The organism is Blautia glucerasea (assembly GCF_013304385.1).
GTDB lineage: Bacteria > Bacillota > Clostridia > Lachnospirales > Lachnospiraceae > Blautia_A > Blautia_A ammoniilytica.
This window is the reverse complement of record NZ_JAAITU010000044.1, coordinates 1-17,340: the sequence shown is the minus strand read 5'-3', so window position 1 is coordinate 17,340 and position 17,340 is coordinate 1. Positions and strand designations below refer to the sequence as shown.

The following is a 17,340-nucleotide window of genomic DNA, read 5'->3' as shown; positions in this document are numbered from 1 at the left end:
ATGTCAAAAAGAAACCTTTACATTTTCTCTTTCAGCATCAGAATTTACTTCATAAAGAGGTTTTCTCTTGAAGCCGAAAAGTGACGCAAGAATATTGCCTGGGAACATCTCTGTTTTCGTGTTGTATTTATTAACAACACCATTATAGTATCTTCTTGAACCTGCAATTTCTTCCTCAATACGGGAAAGCTGATTCTGCAGACTCAGAAAGTTCTGGTTTGCTTTCAGATCCGGATAACTTTCTGTAAGTGCAAACAGACTTTTCAGTGTACCTGAAAGTGCATTGTCATTTGCTATTTTCTGCTCCGGACTGTTGGCATTCATAGCCATATTTCTGGCATTGATCACAGCCTGAAGTGTGTCCTGTTCGTGCTTGGCATAACCTTTTACAGTTTCCACAAAATTAGGAATCAGATCATACCGTTTCTTTAAGGATACATCCATAGCTGAAAAGGCTTCTTCGCTTTTGTTGCGAAGTCTGACAAATCCATTATAGGAGGACACAAGCCAGAGCACCAAAAGTACAACTATTGCCAGTACAATAATCACAATTTTTAACATTTTTCTTTCTCCCTCCATCACGGAAAACCATCAGGCTTTCCAGAACAGCCACAGCTTTCAAGTCGAGCAGCCGCGAGACTTGGCGCGTGATTCTGGTCAGCGTAAGCTGACATATTCTTTACAGAATCACTGCGCATCCTCGCGGAGCGTTTATCTCAGTCGGAGATTGGACTCCCACTGAGACGAACTTGCTGTTACTTACCACCTGAAAGAAATGGGAGTCTTCTCGACTGAGATAAATGGCTGTTATACATTAATCTCTGCGTGCATGCCAAGCATCTCTTTATGGGCATCCAGCACAGGGGTTACTACCTTTGCAACAAAGCTTTCTGTCTGCTCTTTTGCACGGCCAACATACTTCTTAGGATCCATTGTTTTCTGCAGTTCTTCCAATGTAAGGTTGAAAGCAGGATCCGCAGCGATCAGTTCAAGAAGATTGTTATCCTTTCCTTCTACCTTTACAGTCTTTCCTGCTTCCATGGAAAGCTCACGGATACGCTCATGCAGTTCCTGGCGGTCTCCGCCTGCCTTTACTGCATCCATCATAATGTTCTCAGTAGCCATAAACGGAAGTTCAGCCATCATATGCTTCTCGATCACCTTAGGATAAACAACCAACCCATCAACCACATTCAGACACAGATCCAGTATACCATCAATAGCAAGGAATCCTTCCGGAATGGAAAGACGCTTATTTGCTGAATCATCCAAAGTTCTTTCAAACCACTGGGTGGCAGAGGTGATAGCCGGATTCAATGCATCTATCATCACATATCTGGATAAGGAAGCAATACGCTCACTTCTCATAGGATTTCTCTTGTATGCCATAGCAGAAGATCCGATCTGAGACTTCTCAAAAGGCTCTTCCACTTCTTTCAGATGCTGTAAAAGACGGATGTCATTGGACATCTTATGTGCGCTGGCAGCAATACCTGCAAGGATATTTGCAACACGGGTATCAACCTTTCTGGAATAGGTCTGGCCGGATACCGGATAGCATGCCTTAAATCCCATCTTCTGTGCGATCATTGGATCGATCTTGTCGATAGTCTCCTGGTCTCCGTCAAAAAGCTCCAGGAAGCTTGCCTGTGTACCTGTAGTTCCTTTGGAGCCAAGCAGCTTGATGGTTCCTAGTACATACTCCAGATCTTCCAGATCCATAAGGAACTCCTGACACCATAAGGTTGCTCTTTTCCCTACTGTAGTAGGCTGTGCAGGCTGAAAATGTGTAAAAGCCAGTGTGGGCTGATCCTTGTATTTGTCTGCAAACCTGGACAGCTCTGCAACAACATTCACCAACTTCTTCTGAACCAGCTTCAATGCTTCTACCATAATGATGATATCTGTGTTGTCCCCTACATAACAGGAGGTAGCTCCCAGATGGATGATTCCTTTTGCCTTGGGACACTGAACTCCGTAAGCGTACACATGAGACATTACATCATGACGGACTTCCTTTTCCCTTGCTTTTGCCACATCATAATTGATGTCCTCTGCATGGGCTTTCATCTCATCGATCTGCTCCTGGGTAATATGAAGCCCCAGTTCTTTCTCTGTCTCTGCAAGTGCGATCCACAGCTTTCTCCAGGTACGGAACTTCATATCCTGTGAAAAAATATACTGCATCTCTCTGCTTGCATAACGCTCGGATAACGGACTTGTGTATCTGTCTGTGCTCATCTTCGTTCTCCTATTTCTTTGTATATTCAGGAACTGACAGTTCCTGCACATGATAAAATGTATGTTTCCCCGCTTTTTACGGATAAACATACTTATTCGTCTAAAATTATATAACATTGCCCATGCAAAAGCAACCAAAAAGGCATCAACCCTGATGGAATTTACCCAGGAATTCCTTCATACGGGCATGTTCGGAAGCAAATACCTGCTCAGGTGTACCTTCTACAGCGATCACACCATCATCCATAAAAATAATCCTGTCTGAAATATCTCTTGCAAAAGTCATCTCATGAGTTACGATCACCATGGTAATATGCTCTGCAGCAAGGGCCTTGATCACCTTCAGGATCTCACCGGTAAGCTCCGGGTCCAGTGCAGAAGTAGGCTCATCAAAAAACAAAATATCTGGATTCATACAAAGTGCCCTTGCAATGGAAACCCTTTGCTGCTGACCGCCAGACAGCTGGTAAGGATATGCATCTTCCTTTCCTTCCAGTCCCATCTTTTTAAGAAGCTCTCTTGCCTGCACCAGCACCTCTTCTTTTTTACGCTTCTGCACACGCATCGGTGCATCAATAATATTTTTCAGCACAGAAAAATGAGGGAAAAGATTAAAGTTCTGAAATACCAGACCTACTTCCCCGTTTTTTACGATCTCGCCGGCATCCGGTGTCTCAAGCCCTGTAGCACACCGAAGCAACGTGGACTTTCCGGAGCCGGAAGGCCCAATGATGCTTAACACTTCTCCTTTATCTACCTCCAGCGAGATATCTCTTAACACATCCAGTGCACCAAAGCTTTTCTTAATATGTTTCATTTCAAATAATATCATTTTACTTTTCCCCCTTATTTGTAGTAATTCATCATTTTCTCGATCTTGTTCATAGCTACAGCTACAATAAGGTTAAAAATGTAATAGAAGATGGCAGCAACCAGAAACGGAGTCATGGTAGTCTGGGCACTTGCAATCTGTTTGGCAATGGTAAACATTTCGGCAACAGATACTACAAATGCAAGGGACGTATCTTTTACCAAAGTGATCACCTCATTGGTGATGGACGGAAGGATTCTTTTAATAACCTGTGGCAGGATGATCCTGAAAAAGGTCTGGGACTTGCTATACCCAAGAATCTGTGCTGCTTCATACTGTCCTGCAGGCATGGATTCAATCCCGCCTCTGTAAATCTCTGCAAAATAAGCAGCATAATTGATAGCAAATCCGATAAACACTGCGATTAGACTGTAACCTCTGGATATACGGATCCCGAAAATAAAGTAAGGGCCAAAATAAACCACCATCAGTTGCAGCATCAGCGGTGTTCCTCTCATCACCGAAATATAAGCAGATACGATTCCTTTCAATATTTTATTCTTTGACATTCTTCCAAAACATATCAGAAGCCCCAGTGGCAGAGAACAGATCAAAGTCACAAAGAAAATTTCCACAGTAGTGACCATTCCGCCTGCCAGCTGTTCCAACATTGTACTTAAATCCATATACTTTCCTCCATTAGCACAACAACAGAGGGTGCAAGCTGTACCCTCTGTCTGTTATACATTCGTCCTGTTTTATCTCAGTCGAGAAGACTCCCACCTCTTTCAGGTGACAGCCGTCATCAAAATTTATCACTCTGCCTCTGTTTCTTCTGCTTCTGTTTCAGCTTCTGTTTCACTGTCATCTGCTGTCTTAGTATCTTCTGTCTCAGAAGTCTCCTGTGCATCATCGTCTCCGATGCACAGCATATCAGCAACCTCATACTGCTGGGCAAGCTTCTCTACTTCGCCAGCCTCATACAGCTTCATAACCTCTGCCCATACAGTATCTCTCAGTTCTTCATTGCCCTTCTTAAAGCCGATACCATACTGCTCACTCTGAATAGGCTCATCCATGATCACATATTTGCCCTCTTCTCTTTTGGACAGCTGATATTTGGCAACCCCGATATCAACAGCAATGGCATCTGCTGCACCTGAATCCAGGTTCATAAATGCTGTATTGTAGTTCTCATTCTCAGTAAGAGAAGCAAAACTTGCAGTCAGATCTTTGTTGTCATCACTGTTCAGTGCATCCAGTGCAGCGGATGCAGTCTGTACAACCACATTCTTACCAGCCAGGTCTGACAGCTTCTCAATACCGGAATCTGCTGCCACAACCATTACCTGCTCATTATTCAGATATGGGTCTGACCATGTATAGTCATCCTCACGACCGTTAATGGTAAATCCATTCCAGATGCAGTCAATAATACCAGAATTCAGGTCTGCATCCTTGCTGTCCCACATAATCGGTGTTTTCACCAGCTCCCAACCAAGATTGTCGCAAACTTTCTGAGCCAGATCAAGATCAAAGCCTACATATTCTCCATCATCATTCATGTATCCAAAAGGCGGATATTCTGCATCAAAGCCTACCACCAGTGTCTTGCTGTCTGCATCTGCGTAAACCGGAACAACAGATACCATTCCCACTGCCATTACTGCTGCCAGAACTGCAGCCATCATCTTTTTCTTCATATTGTGATCCTCCTCTTCGTCTTCCTTTAAAAAAATTCATGTTCTAAAACCATTCTTTTCGTAACTGTTCACTGCTTGATAAATTGTTACCATTTCTTTAGCACGTAGTCACTCTACCGTATTAAAGCATGTTGATATGGTAGCATAGGAATCCATAGCTGTCAAGAGGAGTTTTTGTAAATACCAGGATTGTTGAAATACACAAGTACGAAACAATCCACAGTTATCATAGAAACACAGGTTCCTTATTGAATCAGGAACCTGTGCTTCTATGATATTCTTTTGTAAATTTTACCAGGCACTCATCAATATGCTGAGAATACACCGGTATCTCCGGCTTCTTGGCAAACCGTTCCAGAGCCTGCTGCACAGTCTCTTTTACCTGGTCGCTTACATTCAGTGCAGTAAGACGGCTTTCATATTCAATAGGTGTCCGGATGCTTTTATAAGCAAGAAGATAGGTGATCAGGGACTGCTCTGTTTCATCCAGCTGATGCGCATGCCAAAAGCATTCCACTGCCTTTTCCATCTGAAAAAGATAGCTGCAGGCACATCCCAGATTGTGATAGATCTGTGCTGTAAGCCCTGCCTGTCCCTGCTCCAGTCCTTCTTTTTTCAGAAGCTTCTCATATACATGGATGGCACTTACCAGCATCCCATTCTCTACCAATGCATCTCCCTTTTTCTTCTCACGGACTACAGGGGCTTCTGCATCCATCTTGGAAAGCTTTGCATTTAATGTGCGAAGCTCTTCATATGTAAGATAATTGATCTCCTTGAAAACAGGATACAGAATATCCTCTGCGCTTGCAAACTTACCCAGCTTAGGACGAAGCTTTGCAGCCAGCCTTGGAAGCTCCAGTTCCTGGGCGATCCAGCTGCACAATGCTTCATTGATAATCGTCTGATCCACCAGATAAATATTGTGATAAAGATAATAACACAATTCTTCCAGTGTATAGATATTGGTGCTGATATTCTGGATAAAATAAGGAGATCTGGCTTTTTTAGTCTGACATAAAATATATCCGCTCATTCCTCGTTCCTCCTTACCACTTTACAGAATCTTTCCATACCTTGCCGCTGGAGGGATACATTTCTCCAAAGCCAAGATCCTTTACTGTGATCCTGCACAGATCTTTGGAAATATACTGTAGCTCCAGGGAAAGCCTGGTAGTTTTATTTGGACGCACAGGCAGTCCTGGAAGCCCCATGGAAATACGTTTCTTACCTTCCTGTCCCATGGTACTCACCACAAACACCAGCTCCTTTGTATCATCCAGGATCAATTCGCAGCCGGCTTTACATTCATACCAGTTCACTCCTGCATGGATCAACGGATAGTAGGTAGGTGATCCCATCACCCGCATTTCCATACCTACATCTGTAAGCACCAAGGAAGGACTGAGGTAGCGGTAGCCTTTCAGATTCCTGTCCTCTGTTTTTTCCTTACCTGCTCCGCAGGCTCCCTTTGCAAAAAGATTGTTTCCAAAATACACTTTTCTTCTCTGCTGGCACAATAGTCTTACAGATTGCTTAGCCCACTTTGGATCAAACCCCTTGCCGGTGATCTGAATGCTGGAATATAGATCTGTTCCCAGAGTTTTCTGAATGAAAGCCAGAAAATCCGAATCACGGTGCAAGGCTGCTTTTTCTCTGGAAGCTTCCGCCTCCTCGGTCAAAAGCCCTGTAAGGCTGCACTCTCCCAGATCTTCCAGCTGCACCAGTACAGGACCTCCGCCCTGCATCACCAGCTTACGGAACTGCACCCTGTCCCCGTTAAAATCATACCAGCCTACGCTTCGGTTCCAGGTTTCTCTTTTTTGGGTCATAATATAGTAGAAAAAGCTTTCTCCGTAATCAAGAAGCAGATACTTATCCTCCAAAAAGCCCAGCGCCTGGCAAGCTCTCTGAAAATTAGACACTTGCACCTGATCCAGCTCCTGCGCAGTGATCACCAGGCATTTGGTATTTTTCACCACATCCATTACACCTAAAAATTTCAGCATTCCTTTTAAGAATACTGCCAGCAACTCCCAAGGCTGCTTTGTTTCTGTGCCCACCTGCACTGCTTCCTCTTTTCTGCAAAGATCATACAGACTGTCAATCAGTATGCCCCCACGGTCTCTTGCAAAATATTCAGCCTCCAGACCTACACAATAATCCTTATGCTCTCCTCTGTGACAGAGAAGGGTAGGGGCTTCAAACTGTTCGCTGCCCACCTTCATGGAAACAGACCTGGGCTCATCACCCTTTCTGTCATAATAACAGATCTGGGAGTATTCCTTGCCAAAGTCAATACCAATAATCAAGTCCCGAATCTCATTCATCCCTTAGTCCTCTTTCCTGATCACAAACATCTCATTCACATACTGTTCCTGCCGCAGATACTGTTTCAGCTTTGCAGCTACTTCTGCATCCTTGTCCAGCCTTCTGGCTGACAGGATCTGGTTGATCATCTGATATTTGCTGCCTGGTGCGCCTTCCACCCGGCTCATGGTCATAGTACGTTCTGCAGTCTTTTTTATTTTCCCTTTATATTCTGACTGGAAATAATAATGCAGGGTTTCCCCATAGAAAAGTGTAAATGCCTTTGTGCGGATCCCTTCGTATATATCATAAAGTGGTTCATTTTTGTATTCCGGTTCTGCTCCAAGGCCAGTATCCAATGCATAAAACAGTGTAACCTTCCACTTTGGACTGCCGTGGAACTCTACATAGGTCTTATCATCCAGCTGATAAGGGCTGAGAAGCTCTGCAGATAATTTATGGAAAAAGGCAAACTCCATGTTTCTGTCCATGCATTCCTTCAGAAGCTCTCTCTCCATAGAAAGGATCTCTTCGCTTTTTCCTTTTTCCCTTACAAGTTCTTTAAAAAGCGCCAGATGGCAGATCAAATCTACCGGCCACTTTTCCAGATATGCCTTTTTCAAGGATTTTTTCACAAGACTACTCATGGAAAACTCTTTAACAAAAATCCCATATGCCACCTGTGTCAGATAAGCACCGATCAGTCTTTCTTTTCCTTTATGCTTGATATAATCTGCCAGAATACTCTCTCCCTCTTTTCGATAGTCAGAGGTAAAGATCAGAAGCCCCAGCAGCTTTTCTTCCATATCATAAGTATCCATTTCAAAGCCTTTGGCACTTTTCCAGATAGAAAACATCTCGTCCATTGGCCCAAACCTATACTTCATCAGATACTGAAGGATTACTTCATCATAAATCCCGCTTCTGTATACTTCAGATGCCAGTGCCAGCAATTCTTCGTCCTCTGCCATTTCACAGCGGATGATCATCCTGCTTACCAGCTTCAGAAGACTCTTCATATCCAGTCCTTCAAAGCCAAACTCTTCCACAATGGCTGCTGCCTGCGGAAAAAGCCCTCTGGAAATCAATACAGACAACAAAGTTTCCCTGTCTACCAGTGCATATTCCCTGCAATCCAACCTTTTCAGGTATCCGTCCAGGTCTTCCCCATGGATATGACCAGCATAATAATCCAGGATCTCTTTGCGGATTCCTCCCCTATAATCACTGCTCACTCCAGGAAGTCCGGCCAGCTTCTGGAAAAGTTCCAGATCATCCCTGGAAATAGGATGCTCCATGCAATAGTGAAGCAGCACACCTGTCTCCTCCACACCAAAAGCCAGCACCTTTGGCATCATCTCTTCTTCGTCCAACATCTTTTTCAAATTATAGCCAACGGTAGAAGCATACCGTCTCTGCTGCTCATCCTGGAAAAGGATCACCGCATCCTCTGTATAGATTCTTGGATAAGCCACCCCCTGTACACATGGGTACACTTCTTCCTCAGCCATCTGGCTGTGCTTTACGATCACACTGCGGATCTTTTTGTCATCACAGAAAAGCCGGTAAGTAAACATCCTGCCGGCAATAGCGTTTGCCTCTTCCTTTGTCTTTGGGTCTGTAAGAAATTCCTGATAGATTGCCGCATAATGTTCATTCATACATCCTTCTGACAACTTTTTCTTTGCAAAAACAGCCATACTCTTCTGATAACTCTGATAATTTGCTGGATCTGCTTCTTTATCAGCAATTACCCTGGAATAAATGAATGCTTTCTTGTTATCCCCCAGCGTATCATTATTATAAGTAAAATACATAAGCAGAGGCTTGGGCAGTTCCTGCTGGCCGGCCATATCCATGGTCTCCACATAGTACTCATACAATCTGGTAATCCGCAATCCCTGCTGTACAGCCCGGCTGTACCATATAAAATATTCAGGTTTCCTGGGATTCCCTTTTATGATATATTTGCACACTGCTTCCAGGGTATCCTCAGATGGAAAGTACTCATACCCTTTTGCCAACACACGATAAAGACTTTCATTATAATTCTTCTCATATCCGGACAAATAGGCAATACGCATAGCCAGCTCCTGGGTTAGCAGATCCCTTTTTGCAGCAAACAAAAATACCTGTACCCAGAACCCATTTAATCTGTGCAGAAGGGAAATATTCCTGCTTACCAGCTCCCAAGCCTCCAAATACAGGAACGGACTTTTACATCCTTTTTCATAAAGCTCCTCCATCATAAAAATCGCCTTGGACGATGACTGGCAAAGCTCAGGATCCTTTCTTAGCAATACCCATAAAAGAGTAAAGCTATCCTCTTTCTGCATATGGAAATTGCGAAGCTTCCTAAGAGCCTGCTCCTGATCTCTGTAAATCCCTGTTTCCACACACAAATACAAGTAAAATCCTGCAAATTCCAGGTCGTCCTTTGTAAAGGCTTTGTCCTGGTATTTTTCAAGAATCTGCACTGCTCCTTCATCATTTCCTTCCTGATGGAGCAGAAAAGCTTCATACATCTGATATTCTGGATAATCACATCCATTTTCACGCAGCTGGTTCAGCTCATAATGAGTGCTTGCCGCCCAGGTGGAAGCATCCATTTTATTGCACCTGAAATCCAGGTAGTCCTTAAGGATAGCCAGCTTGTGCTGCTCCTCCACTACCCGCACATTAACCTCTACCTTTGGTGTTCGTGACACCAGAAGCTCATAAGTAAGCTGTTGATAAGGACTTTTTACTACAATCTTACCGAACTGGTTGCCTGCCCCCAGCTTGCCACAGCTGATCAGATAATCCACTTCATAATAGCTGCCAATAAAGTCTTCATCTGTAACAACCTTCTTGGGAATCTCCAGGAAATCCCCATATGCTTCTATTTCCAGACGCAGATGTCCCCATCCGCTTCTGTGGATATGAAAAGCCTCCTGCATATCCTGCTTCACTTCGTAGTATCTGGCACCAGGGTCTTTCAAAGAAACGCTCACTTGCTCTTTCATGCCAATACCGATCAGGAATTCCTCCAGATGCTGGTAAGTCACTGGCTGTCTGGAAAGCCCGGCAAAAAGAGCCTTTTTCTGATCCTCTTCATTCTTTAACAAAGAGGAAAAAGAAGGATCAGTAAAAATACGAAAGGCTTCTCTGAAATCTTTTTTTGCAATCTGGCAGAATTCTTCCAGATCACTCACTGTACCTTTCGCTGTTTTTAATTCTTCTTTTTCTACATGTATCTCAAAACCAAGTCTGTATTCTCCGATATTGGTGGTAAAGCAGATCCAGCCTTCCAGATCCTGTCCTGGTTCCATGCCTACTGCATCAATACCATATGGCAGGCAGACTGTTGTTCCGGTAAACTTATCAAGACCCGGCACCAGCCGTCTGGAGGAGGATGTAACATATCCCCGGATCCTGCAGTTATCTTCGGTTCCAAGATATACTTCTCCCCGCCTGGTTTCTCCTGCTTTCAGGGTCAGGGAAATCTTTTCTTTTGAAAAAAGAAGATGGGGCTGTTCATATTCAAATTTTCCATTTAATAGCTGTTCTGTTTTTTTCTTCAATATCCTTCACCTTACTGTCTTTTGTTATTCGCTGTACTGTTTTCCATTATAATGATTTTACAGCTCTATTTCAACGCAAAATTAGAAGCAAATCCAAGTTGGAAAAGCACCAGCTTCCATTTTGCGGCATAGAATATAGAGAAATCCCTTTCGAGGTGCGGACTTGAAGACTTTCCAGAAACCCCTGACTCCTGCACAGGAACGCTTCTATCTTCAACAATACCAGGAGGGAAATGAAGAGGCAAAGAAAATCCTGATAGAACGCAACCTCCGTCTGGTAGCCCATATCGTTAAAAAGTATCAGAGCGGCGAGGAAGACCTGGATGATCTTATTTCCATCGGCACCATCGGTCTGATCAAGGCGATTTCTACTTTTGATATCAGCAAATCCACCCGGTTATCCACCTATGCAGCCAGATGTATTGATAATGAGCTTCTTATGATGTTTCGTTCCAGAAAAAAATTTTCCAGGGAAGTTTCTCTTTATGAACCAATCGGAATGGATAAGGAAGGAAACGAGATCAGTCTTTTAGATGTGATTGAAAGTCCTCTTACAGATGTGGTAGAAGATTATTCCATACGTGAAGATTTAAAGCTTCTTTTTCAGTCCATAGATAAGGTTTTAAACACTCGGGAATACCAGGTGATCTGCTGCCGTTTCGGTCTTTTCGGCCAGCAGGAGCTGACACAGAAGGAGGTTGCCAGACAGATGGGCATCAGCCGTTCTTATGTTTCCCGCATTGAAAAAAATGCCCTGACCAAGCTTCGGAAATTGTTCCCAGCCGGGCAAAGGCATTTTTCATAAACGGCAACTGCTGGACATTCACAGTTGTCGTAAATATGTCTATTGTTCTTCTTCTCTTCGCAGAATATCATACTCCTGGATATCTGCCCCAAGATCGATCCACAGCTTCTGCTGGGCATGAGGTGCACTTTCCATTGATGTGCCATCACAGTCATAGATCCCACGGACAGTTACATCCAGATTCCGTCCATCCGGCTTCATGATCTGTATGGTTTCACCTACAGAAAACTTATTTCTCTGAGTGATCTGGATACGACCGCTTTCATCAACAGCCTCTGCAAAGCCCAGATAAGTAAAATTCTTCTCATAGGTATTATCTGTATAAATCTGGGTATTGCTGTCCGGCTTCCCATAAAAAAATCCGGTTGTAAACTGACGATAAGTACAATTGGAAATCTGCTCCTGGTACCAAGGCATATTTGCCTGATACTTCTCAGGTGATTCCATATAATCATCAATGGCTTTCCGATAGGTACGGGCAACCGTGGCTACATACAAAGCCGTTTTCATCCTGCCTTCGATCTTCAGACTGTCAATGCCGCTGGTCATAATATCATCCATATGCTCTATCATGCAAAGATCCTTGGAATTAAAAATATAAGTGCCTCTTTCATTTTCATAAACAGGCATATACTCGCCTGGGCGTTTCTCCTCTACAATGGAATATTTCCATCTGCAGGGATGAGTGCAGGCTCCCCGGTTGGCATCTCTTCCCACCATATAATTGCTGAGAAGGCAGCGTCCGGAATAAGAGATACACATTGCCCCATGGACAAAGGTTTCAATCTCCAGATCTTCCGGGATATGTGCCCGGATCTGACGAATCTCTTCCAGAGACAGCTCCCTTGCTGTAACTACACGCTTTGCTCCAAGCCTGTGCCAGAAAAGGAAGGTTTCATAATTGGTATTATTGGCCTGGGTACTGATATGGCATTCAATCTCAGGGCAGATCTCCCTGGCATAAGTAAATATACCTGGATCTGCAATGATCAATCCGTCCGGTTTCAATTCTTTTAATTCTTTTAAATATTCCCGCACTCCTTCCAGGTCATAATTGTGTGCCAGGATATTCACCGTAACATATACTTTTACCCCGTGTTCATGGGCAAAAGCAATCCCCTGAAACATATCTTCATGAGAAAAGTTCTTTGCTTTTGCACGAAGTCCGAAAGCTTCTCCACCGATATATACTGCATCAGCCCCGAAAATAACCGCAATCTTCAACACCTCCAGACTGCTGGCTGGAACAAGCAGTTCAGGTCTTTTTAATGGTTCTCCCATTCTATTTCCTCCTTCTTCACACTTACAGTCACTCCGTCTCCCAGGGGAAGAATGGATGTTTCCAGTAATGGATCATGTTTCAGCTGGTACAGATATTCCCGCATTCTTTTGTAGATCGTCCGGTCACGCCTTTCCACAATGTAATGGGACTCTATAAGATTTCCATCCTGCAGCACATTGTCAGACAAGAGAACCCCTCCTTTCTTAAGCAGGCGAATCACATCCGGAAGCCAGTGGATGTACTGTCCCTTTGCAGCATCCATAAAGATCAGGTCATAAGAACCAGAAAGACCGGCCAGTATCTTTGTTGCGTCCCCTTCCAGAAGGGTGATCTTTGACTCCTGCCCGGCTTTTCTGAAATTCTCCTTTGCCAGGGGAATTCTTTTTTCGTAATTTTCTATAGTAGTAATCTGTACATCTGCAGGACCATATTCACACATAAGAAGTGTGGAGAAGCCAATGGCTGTCCCCACCTCAAGAATGCGCTTCGGTCTTTGCAGTGCCAGAAGCATCTTTATGAAGCTTTGCATTTCCCTGCGGATCACCGGAACCCTTTCCTGCAAAGCATACTGCTCCAATTCTTCAAGAAATGGTGTATTCCCGGTATCCAGGGAATTAATAAAGGTCCGCATTCTCTCTTCTACGATCACGAATTGCTTACCCCTTCCTGCTCTGTATCTCCTGCAAGGATCCCCATGATCCTGGTAGGTGTATATGCTGTACTGAGCAAATATGTACCAGCTTTCAGCTGTCCTTTGTAATTGGATAATTTCTCCTGTACATAGAACACCTTGGCATCCTTGATCAGTCCTTTGGCTTCCAGAATCTCTCCGATCTGATATTCAGAAGATCCTTCTGGGATCACAACAGTTACTTCCTGTCCATCCCCAGGGCTCATTGCCTGTTGGTTAAATATGTCATATCCAAACTGATAGGTAGTCTTTCCTGCCCAGAATATAAACACTGCAACACATACGTACAATGCGATCCGGAACACTCCGCCTGCAAAAACCAGTCCGGCTTTTCCTATCTTGTCTCTGGTATTTCCCATTACAACCTCCTTTACATAGGCTTTCCTGTGGCCATCTGTCAGAACTCCGGAATCTGTATATGGATTCCTTCTGTCACACGGATACAGATCTTCTGCATCAGCCTGCATAAGGCAAGCTCTGCATCCAGGTATGCATTCACCTGCGGATTCCTGCGAAGCTCTTTGGACTCCCTTGACAGCTGTTCTGCCACCTGGAACAGATCATCCCTTCCGGTTTCATTCTGCATCCGAAAATTATTACTGCGGAATTGAAAAACCCTTGCCTTCAAATCCGGATCCTGATCCAGAAGTTCTTCCTGTTTTTTGTATTCCTCATATTCCCTGCTGTTTTTAACAGCATCCAGCAGGGAATCGATCTTTTCTTCAATTACTTTCGTATCCATTTATTTCTTTTGTACCTCCCTGGAGGCTACGCCTCCATAATAATGGGCAGGATCATAGGACTTCTCTTTGTCCTCTTCCAAACATAATCGCTTAATGCATCTTTCACATTTGTCTTGATCTTGCTCCAGTCTGTGATATTCTTCTCCAGACATTCATCCAGCGCATTCTCCACTGTCTCTCTGGCATGATCCATCAAGTCCTCAGATTCCCTCACATAAACAAATCCTCTTGAAACAATATCTGGTCCTGCAAGTACTACATTGCTGTGACGCTCAAGTGTCATAACAACGATCATGATCCCGTCTTCTGCAAGATGCTGACGGTCACGGAGCACAATATTCCCTACATCACCTACACCAAGTCCATCCACAAGGATCGCACCAGTATGCACCTTGCCAGTTACTTCTGCATCCTGTCCATCCATCTCAAGCACACAGCCGGATGAAAGAATGAATATATTCTCATCAGAATATCCCAGTTCTTCTGCAACATGCTTCTGTGCAGTCAAATGGCGGTACTCACCATGTACAGGAATGGCATACTTTGGACGAACAAGGGAATAAAGAAGCTTGATCTCTTCCTGGCAGGCATGTCCGGAAACATGGGCATCCTGGAAAATAACCTTTGCCCCCTTCATAGAAAGCTCATTGATTACTTTGGATACAGCTTTCTCATTGCCAGGGATAGGGTTTGAGCTGAAAATAATCGTATCATTAGGCTTTATAGTGATCTTCTTATGGATATTGGCTGCCATACGGGAAAGCGCTGCCATAGACTCTCCCTGACTTCCAGTAGTGATAAGTGCTACCTGCTCATCCGGATAATTCTTTACCTGGTCGATCTCGATCAAGGTCTGATCCGGTACCCGAAGATATCCCAGTTCTGCAGCAGTGGTGATAACATTTACCATGCTGCGTCCTTCAACTGCCACTTTCCTGCCAAACCGGTATGCAGTATTAATAATCTGCTGTACACGATCTACGTTGGACGCAAAAGTGGCAATAATGATCCTGGAAGATTTATGCTCATTAAACAAATTGTCAAAAACATGACCCACTGTCCGCTCAGACATGGTAAATCCCGGACGCTCTGCATTGGTACTATCGCACATCAGTGCCAGCACTCCCTTTCTGCCAATTTCGGCAAAACGCTGCAGGTCAATGGCATCTCCGAATACAGGTGTATAATCCACCTTAAAGTCTCCGGTGTGGACAACAATGCCTACCGGTGAGTAGATAGCCAGAGCTGATGCATCCTGGATACTGTGGTTTGTTTTAATAAATTCAATAGAAAAATCGCCAAGATTGATAACCTGTCCATGCTTTACTTCTTTTAATTTAGTTGTCCTGGTAAGATTGTGCTCTTTCAGCTTGTTGGCGATCAGTGCCAGGGTCAGCTTTGTGGAATAGATCGGCACATTTACATCCCGGAGTACATAAGGCAATGCCCCGATATGATCCTCATGCCCATGGGTGATCACAAATCCTTTAACCTTGGAAATATTATCCTTCAAATAAGTCACATCCGGGATCACCAGGTCGATACCCAGCATATCATCCTCAGGGAAAGCAAGACCGCAGTCCACTACTACAATGCTGTCATCATATTCAAAAGCTGTAATATTCATACCGATCTGCTCAAGTCCTCCCAGCGGGATGATCTTTAGCTTCTTACCTGTATAACCGGACTTTCTGCCTCTTTTCACTACACCCTTTACAGGATTCTTGGGGAGCTGCCTGGATGGCTTTTCTGCCGGCTTTGGTGATGGCTTTACAACTGCCTTTGCTTCTGGTTTCACAGCAGCTTTTACTGCCGGCTTGCCTGTACTTTTCGAATTCTGCCTGTTATATCCTGATTTTGATTTGTATTTATAATTATAATTTTTCTGTTTTGTATTTGTGGACTGTTTTTTGGTTCCCCACATAGCAGCCGGTGACTGCCCGCTGCTGTTCCTGTTCTCATTGTTTTCGCTTTTCAATCGCTTCGTCCTCCATTTTATGCTTCAAGGTCCACGTCATCTAACATTTGGGCAAAGACTCTGGATATAGCTTCAAGCTCCGAATCATCCTGGATCATCTCATAACATGCTTCCTGACTGTCTTTCTCAGAGATATCCTTCAAAATATAGGCATTTGCTTCATCATCCTGCGAATCAGAAACAAGGAGATAGGTGATCCCTGCAATTGTGGTCTGCTCTTCAACATAAAATTCTACGATTCCGTCCTCGGACTGAAATTTGATCTTTTCCATCAGATATTAACCTCTCTCACTGCATCTTCCCGTCCGTATGCGTCCAGGTAACTCTGCAAAATAAAAATAGCCGCCAACTCATCCAAATACTGTTTGCGGTTCTCACGCCTTACTCCTGATTCCATCAATGTACGGTTCGCTTCTACTGTAGTCAGTCTTTCGTCCCACATAACAACAGGCAGGCCTGTACGTCTCTCCAGCATTTCTTTAAACTCCAGAGATTTCAAAGCCCGCTCTCCTACTGTATTATTCATGTTCTTAGGATATCCAAGTACAATCCGTTCCACCTGGTAATCCTCCACAAGTTTCTCGATCTGGGCAAGTGTCTGGCGAAGCTTGTTCTCCTGCTTGCGCCAGATCGTACTCACACCCTGTGCTGTTATGCCTAACGGATCACTCACTGCAACTCCCACAGTCTTAGAACCGTAATCTAATCCCAGAATTCTCATAATCAGCCTTCCCAGGATCTGTTCTTAATATACTCAGTAAGAAGCTCTTCTACCAGTTCGTCACGTTCCACTTTCATGATCATGCTTCTGGCTCCCTTATGACTGGTGATATAAGTGGGATCACCAGACATAATATAACCAACGATCTGATTCACAGGATTGTATCCCTTTTCTTCCATCGCATTGTACACCAGATCCAGAATCTCCTTAACTTCCAGATCCTGGTCCGGTTTTGAACGGAAATACTGTGTACTTCCCAGATTGTTCTCTGCCATTGTCTCTCACGTCCTTAAAATTATTTCTATTTTATAATAATATAATTCTCAGTAAAATACAATCAAAACTTTCCAAGGAGCATATGTTGGTCCAAAAAGTCCTCTGCCTGAAGTGTGATAATATCATTTATGCCATACCCTTTGGATTTCTCCACTGCTACCCGGGAGTTTGACAGTTGAATATAAGAAAAAATGCTTGCAGGCCTTATGGTACCTG

The 17,340-nt window shown here is 43.9% G+C and carries 17 protein-coding genes; 1 reads left to right on the top strand and 16 read right to left on the bottom strand.

What is annotated here, in order from left to right; genetic code table 11:
* Positions 1-3 precede the first annotated feature (3 nt).
* The 8 genes from G5B11_RS14935 to G5B11_RS18945 all read right to left on the bottom strand — a co-directional run bounded on the left by G5B11_RS14935 (position 4) and on the right by G5B11_RS18945 (position 10,628).
* Entirely contained in the window at positions 4-561 is a 558-nt protein-coding gene (locus G5B11_RS14935) for a LemA family protein (RefSeq protein ID WP_158421103.1), read from the bottom strand.
* Between the two features lie 246 nt (positions 562-807).
* Entirely contained in the window at positions 808-2,241 is a 1,434-nt protein-coding gene (purB, locus tag G5B11_RS14930; RefSeq protein ID WP_158421102.1) for an adenylosuccinate lyase, read from the bottom strand.
* A 145-nt stretch (positions 2,242-2,386) separates the two neighbouring features.
* On the bottom strand, positions 2,387-3,073 hold the full coding sequence (locus G5B11_RS14925) for an amino acid ABC transporter ATP-binding protein (RefSeq protein WP_158421101.1): 687 nt from the start codon (positions 3,071-3,073) through the stop codon (positions 2,387-2,389).
* Between the two features lie 14 nt (positions 3,074-3,087).
* On the bottom strand, positions 3,088-3,738 hold the full coding sequence (locus tag G5B11_RS14920) for an amino acid ABC transporter permease (RefSeq protein WP_158421100.1): 651 nt from the start codon (positions 3,736-3,738) through the stop codon (positions 3,088-3,090).
* Between the two features lie 129 nt (positions 3,739-3,867).
* On the bottom strand, positions 3,868-4,755 hold the full coding sequence (locus G5B11_RS14915; protein ID WP_173728908.1) for a transporter substrate-binding domain-containing protein: 888 nt from the start codon (positions 4,753-4,755) through the stop codon (positions 3,868-3,870).
* A gap of 253 nt (positions 4,756-5,008) precedes the next feature.
* Positions 5,009-5,791, bottom strand: coding sequence for a hypothetical protein (locus G5B11_RS14910; RefSeq protein WP_173728907.1), 783 nt, complete (start codon positions 5,789-5,791; stop codon positions 5,009-5,011).
* Between the two features lie 13 nt (positions 5,792-5,804).
* Positions 5,805-7,085, bottom strand: coding sequence for a DUF5716 family protein (locus tag G5B11_RS14905; RefSeq protein WP_158421097.1), 1,281 nt, complete (start codon positions 7,083-7,085; stop codon positions 5,805-5,807).
* Between the two features lie 3 nt (positions 7,086-7,088).
* Entirely contained in the window at positions 7,089-10,628 is a 3,540-nt protein-coding gene (locus tag G5B11_RS18945; protein WP_191868122.1) for a DUF5717 family protein, read from the bottom strand.
* Positions 10,629-10,791: 163 nt separating this feature from the next.
* Here G5B11_RS18945 and sigK point away from each other — a divergent pair, with 163 nt between their 5' ends.
* Entirely contained in the window at positions 10,792-11,433 is a 642-nt protein-coding gene (gene sigK, locus G5B11_RS14895; RefSeq protein ID WP_158421096.1) for an RNA polymerase sporulation sigma factor SigK, read from the top strand.
* A gap of 39 nt (positions 11,434-11,472) precedes the next feature.
* Here sigK and G5B11_RS14890 read toward each other — a convergent pair whose 3' ends face one another.
* From G5B11_RS14890 to G5B11_RS14855, 8 genes are all read right to left on the bottom strand, one after another.
* The gene (locus tag G5B11_RS14890) at positions 11,473-12,714 is read right to left on the bottom strand and encodes a peptidase U32 family protein (RefSeq protein WP_173728906.1); all 1,242 of its coding nucleotides are present in this window, start codon (positions 12,712-12,714) and stop codon (positions 11,473-11,475) included.
* Entirely contained in the window at positions 12,699-13,364 is a 666-nt protein-coding gene (locus tag G5B11_RS14885) for an O-methyltransferase (RefSeq protein WP_158421094.1), read from the bottom strand. The genes G5B11_RS14890 and G5B11_RS14885 overlap by 16 nt, the downstream gene beginning before the upstream one ends.
* On the bottom strand, positions 13,361-13,765 hold the full coding sequence (locus G5B11_RS14880; protein WP_173728905.1) for an endolytic transglycosylase MltG: 405 nt from the start codon (positions 13,763-13,765) through the stop codon (positions 13,361-13,363). The genes G5B11_RS14885 and G5B11_RS14880 overlap by 4 nt, the downstream gene beginning before the upstream one ends.
* 38 nt (positions 13,766-13,803) lie before the next feature.
* Positions 13,804-14,148, bottom strand: a complete 345-nt coding sequence (locus G5B11_RS14875) for a YlbF family regulator (protein WP_158421092.1) — start codon at positions 14,146-14,148, stop codon at positions 13,804-13,806.
* Positions 14,149-14,174: 26 nt separating this feature from the next.
* Positions 14,175-16,073 (bottom strand): ribonuclease J, encoded by a 1,899-nt coding sequence (locus tag G5B11_RS14870; RefSeq protein WP_244093039.1) that lies wholly within the window; start codon positions 16,071-16,073, stop codon positions 14,175-14,177.
* A 71-nt stretch (positions 16,074-16,144) separates the two neighbouring features.
* Positions 16,145-16,399: a DUF1292 domain-containing protein gene (locus G5B11_RS14865; protein ID WP_158421091.1), complete on the bottom strand. Its 255-nt coding sequence runs from the start codon at positions 16,397-16,399 to the stop codon at positions 16,145-16,147.
* Complete coding sequence (gene ruvX, locus G5B11_RS14860; protein ID WP_173728904.1) at positions 16,399-16,848, bottom strand: Holliday junction resolvase RuvX; 450 nt, start codon at positions 16,846-16,848, stop codon at positions 16,399-16,401. The genes G5B11_RS14865 and ruvX overlap by 1 nt, the downstream gene beginning before the upstream one ends.
* A gap of 2 nt (positions 16,849-16,850) precedes the next feature.
* Positions 16,851-17,123 (bottom strand): IreB family regulatory phosphoprotein, encoded by a 273-nt coding sequence (locus tag G5B11_RS14855; RefSeq protein WP_158421089.1) that lies wholly within the window; start codon positions 17,121-17,123, stop codon positions 16,851-16,853.
* Between the last annotated feature and the right edge of the window lie 217 nt (positions 17,124-17,340).